Annotated in this window: 4 protein-coding genes and 1 pseudogene; all 5 read left to right on the forward strand. The window is 74.6% G+C overall.

Annotation, left to right across the window (positions count from 1 at the left end):
- Positions 1 to 477 precede the first annotated feature (477 nt).
- Positions 478 to 1,251 carry an aquaporin gene (locus AB0G63_RS38045; protein ID WP_360760143.1) on the forward strand — a complete coding sequence of 258 codons (774 nt, stop codon included), beginning with the start codon at positions 478 to 480 and terminating at the stop codon, positions 1,249 to 1,251.
- Positions 1,248 to 2,246, forward strand: a complete 999-nt coding sequence (gene dhaK, locus AB0G63_RS38050) for a dihydroxyacetone kinase subunit DhaK (protein ID WP_360760145.1) — start codon at positions 1,248 to 1,250, stop codon at positions 2,244 to 2,246. The genes AB0G63_RS38045 and dhaK overlap by 4 nt, the downstream gene beginning before the upstream one ends.
- Positions 2,247 to 2,419: 173 nt before the next feature.
- Positions 2,420 to 3,049 (forward strand): dihydroxyacetone kinase subunit DhaL, encoded by a 630-nt coding sequence (dhaL, locus tag AB0G63_RS38055; RefSeq protein ID WP_360760148.1) that lies wholly within the window; start codon positions 2,420 to 2,422, stop codon positions 3,047 to 3,049.
- Positions 3,046 to 3,687, forward strand: a pseudogene (locus AB0G63_RS38060) (phosphoenolpyruvate-utilizing N-terminal domain-containing protein); the annotation flags it as partial. The gene dhaL and the pseudogene AB0G63_RS38060, both read left to right, overlap by 4 nt.
- Positions 3,688 to 3,715: 28 nt before the next feature.
- On the forward strand, positions 3,716 to 4,168 hold the full coding sequence (locus tag AB0G63_RS38065) for a putative PEP-binding protein (RefSeq protein WP_360760151.1): 453 nt from the start codon (positions 3,716 to 3,718) through the stop codon (positions 4,166 to 4,168).
- The last annotated feature ends 53 nt before the right edge of the window (positions 4,169 to 4,221 follow it).

Genomic DNA, 4,221 nt, shown 5'->3' on the forward strand with positions numbered 1-4,221 from the left:
TGCGGGCTTCGCCCCGGCGTTCGGACTTCCGCCCGGTCCCGCGTTTTCCTGCCCGGCTGTTCGGGCTTCCGCCCGGCCTTGCTGCCTCCGGCCCAGGCCGGCGGCTTCCGCCCCACCCTGCGGGCGCCGGCGACCGTGTGGGCCCTCGGCCTTCCGCCCGGACGTCGGCCTTCCGCCCGGACCTCGGCTTTCGGTCCGGGCTTGCTCCCGGCTTCTCCCGCCGGGGCTTCTCCAGATCGGGGGCGGTGAAGCGCCGTTCGGTGGGCGCCGGGTCCCTTGACAGGGGCGAAACGCGGGCTTAACTTCCGGAACAACGTTCATCAATGATGAACGTCTCACCGGAGGCTGAGCCGACCGGTTTCCCCCGAGCCGGCCGCCAGGACGCCCGAATCCCGACCACCTGGCGGCCACCTCACAGCCTGCTCAACGCGGAGGAGGTGAGCGCCCCGAGCCGCAGCCCGGCACGGCGCGCCGTCCATGGAAGAAAACACCTACCCACAGAAGCTCCTCGCCGAGACACTGGGCACCGCGGTGCTCGTGTTCATCGGCGTCGGCTCGGTCCCCGCAACGCTCATCGTCGGCGGCGACGCGCCGTTCACCATGGCGCAGCTGGGCATGATCTCCCTGGCCTTCGCCACGGCCGTGATCGCCATGGTCTACGCGATCGGACACATCTCCGGCTGCCAGATCAACCCGGCCGTCACCCTGGCGCTGGCCGTCACCGGCAAGATGCCCTGGCGGGACGTCCCCGGCTACATCGCGGCCCAGGTGGCCGGCGCGGTGCTGGGCGCCCTCGCGATCGTCGGAGTGCTGGGCAAGAAGGCCGTCGACGTCGGCCTCGGCATCGCCGCCTACGGCACCGGCGTCGGCGCCGGGCAGGCGTTCTTCGCCGAGGCCGTCGGCACGTTCATCCTCGCCTTCGTCGTCTTCGGCGCCGTCGACCGGCGCGCGGCCGGCGGGTTCGCGGGCCTGGCCATCGGGCTCGGCGTCTTCGCCATCATCATCCCGGTGGCGCCCGCCACCGCGGCGTCCATCAACCCGGCCCGCACGCTCGGCCCGATGATCACCGGCCAGCTCTTCGGCGGAACGGTCCACTGGGACCAACTGCCCGTCTACCTGGCCGCCGAGGTGATCGGCGCCATCGCCGCCGGCGTCCTCTACACCGCCCTCAACACCCACCGCGCATCCGCCGCCGCCCCGGCCGACAACCGGGACGCCGCGCCCGCCACCGCCGAAGGAGCCCTGTCGTGAAGAAGCTCATCAACGCGCCTGAGGCGGTGCTGGACGACGCCCTCGCCGGGATCGCCGCGGCCCACCCGGAGTTGACGGTCGACCGGGCGAAGAAGGTGATCGCCCGCGCGGGCGGCGCCAGGGCGGGCAAGGTCGCCCTCGTCTCCGGCGGCGGCTCCGGGCACGAGCCCCTGCACGGCGGCTTCGTGGGACTCGGCATGCTGGACGCGGCCTGCCCCGGCGAGGTGTTCACCTCGCCCGTCCCCGACCAGATGCTGGCCGCCGCGCAGGCTGTCGACGGCGGCGCGGGCGTGGTGTTCGTCGTGAAGAACTACACCGGCGACGTCCTCAACTTCGAGATGGCCGCCGAACTCGCCGCCGACGAGGGCCTCACCGTCGAGACCGTCCTGGTCGACGACGACGTCGCCGTGCAGGACTCCACGTTCACCGCCGGCCGCCGCGGCACCGGAGCGACCGTCTTCGTCGAGAAGATCGCCGGCGCCCTCGCCGAGCAGGGCGCCGACCTCGCCGCCGTCGCCGAGATGGGCAAGCGGGTCAACGCCGCCAGCCGGTCCTTCGCCGTGGCGCTGACCGCCTGCACCACTCCCGCCTCCGGCAAGCCGGGCTTCGAACTGCCGGAGGACGAGATGGAGGTCGGCGTCGGCATCCACGGTGAGCCCGGACGCCGCAGGGAGAAGCTCCGCTCGGCCAGGGAGATCGTCGCCACCGCCCTCGACGCGATCCTCGCCGACCAGCCGCTGGCCGCCGGCGACGAGACCATCGTCATGGTCAACGGCCTGGGCGGCACCCCCCTGATCGAGCTGTACGTCGTCTTCAACGAGGTCGCCGCCGCCCTCGCGGACCGAGGGGTGGTCATCGCCCGCAACCTCGTCGGGAACTATGTGACCAGCCTCGACATGGCGGGCGTTTCCCTCACCGTGTGCAATGCCGATGCCGACATGCTGTCCCTGTGGGACGCACCTGTGAACACCCCGGCACTGCGCTGGGGAAGCTGAGCCGAGCCGGGGCGGGGCCGCGCGACCGGGGCGCCCGGCAGGGGACCTGCCCCCTCCGGCCGGACGGAACCCCACTCCCCGGCTCCGTTCCGCCCCCGCCCCCCGGCTCACCCGGCCGTGAACCGCTCCCCGATCATGAGCACGACCGCGTACCGACCGTGAACGGAGACACCGTGGACACCGACCTCGCCCGCGCGTGGGTGCAGGCCATCGCCGCCGCCATGGACCAGCACAAGGAACACCTCACCCAACTCGACTCGGCCATCGGCGACGCCGACCACGGCATCAACATGCACCGCGGCTTCTCCGCCGTCACCGCCGCCCTGGCCGCCGCGGACCCGGACACCGTCGGAGCCGTCCTGGTCAAGGTCGGCACCACCCTCATCTCCAGCGTCGGAGGCGCGTCCGGTCCGCTGTACGGCAGCGCTTTCCGCGCCATGGGCAAGTCGCTTCAGGCCCCGGCGGCGGACGTGCCGCAGTTCGCCGCCGCGCTCGCCGCCGGGCTGCAGAGCGTGCAGAAGCTCGGCGCGGCGGCCCCCGGCGACAAGACCATGATCGACGCCTACGCCCCCGCGGTGGACGCCTTCCGGCAGCGGGCCGATTCCGGCGAAGGCTTCGCCGCCGCGGCGCTCGCCGCGGCGGACGCCGCCGAGGAGGGCATGCGCGCCACCACGCCGATGCAGGCCCGCAAGGGCCGCGCCTCCTACCTCGGCTCCCGCAGCATCGGCCACCAGGACCCCGGCGCCACCTCCACCGCCCTGATCTTCCGCGCCCTGGCGGAGACGGCCGAGGCCGCCCGATGACCCGCCGGACCTACCCCGGCCGGACGGCCGCACCCGGCACCGCCCTGGGGTTCCTGCACCGCACCGACCGCCCGCCGGCCGACACCGCGCCGTCCCCGCCCGCGGGCGGCGATCCCGCCCGGCAGATCATCGACGCCTTCGGCGCCGTCGCCGCCGCCCTGCTCGACCTGTCGGCTGCGCTGCGCGCGCGGGGCGAGGACGAGCAGGCCGACATCATGGAGGTCAACGGCTACCTCGCCCAGGACGCCGACCTGCGCGAACAGGCCGTCAAACACGCGCGGCAGGGGCTGCCGGCGCCCGCCACCGTACGGCAGGCCGTGGACACCTACGCCGGCGTCATCGCCGCGCTGGACGACCCGACCCTGGCCGAACGCGCCGCCGACATCCGGCAGGTCGGCCGCCGGGTCCTGGCCCGGCTGCACGGCGAAACCGCCCCCGCACCCGACCGGCCCCTGGTCCTGGCCGCCCACGAGATCGGCACGGCGGACCTGCTCGAACCCGGCCGCACCGTGACCGCCGCCGTCTCCGTCACCGGCGGACCCAACTCCCACGCCGCCATCGTCGCCCGGTCCCTGGGCATACCCCTCCTGCTCGCCGTCGACCCGGCCCTGCTCGACGAGGAGGACGGGCAGGAGATCCTCCTGGCCGCCCGACCGGGCGACAGCGGTGGCCGACCCCGGCGACGACGAACGCGGCAGCGCGCTGCACGCCATGGAGGCCGCCCGCGCTCGCCGCGCCGTGCTCGCCGTGCTCGCCGTGCTCGCCGCGGAACGCCATCTTCCGGCCCGGACGCTGGACGACCACCCTGTCGTGGTGCGGGCCAACGTCGCCACCCCGGCCGTCGCCCGCGCCACGCTGACCGCGCACGCCGACGGTGTCGGCCTGCTCCGCACCGAACTGCCCTTCCTCCACCACCGCGCCTGGCCCACCCGCGCCCAGCACACGGCCGCCCTCGTCCCCGTCCTGCGCCCCCCCGCCGCCCTCGACGAGGTCCGGGCCCGTGTCCGCAGGCTCCACCACGGCACCTGCGCCACCACCGCGACCGCCGCCCTCGCCCTGCGCACCCCCGAGGACGTGTGGCGCCTGGCCGAGCGGCACTGCCTGCCGCCACTGCCGTGACGGCCGCCGGCCGCGCTCGTCACCGGGGCGACGACGTGCCCGTGCTGGTCGAT

It is taken from the genome of Streptomyces sp. NPDC020996 (genome assembly GCF_040641355.1).
Taxonomy (GTDB): Bacteria; Actinomycetota; Actinomycetes; order Streptomycetales; family Streptomycetaceae; genus Streptomyces.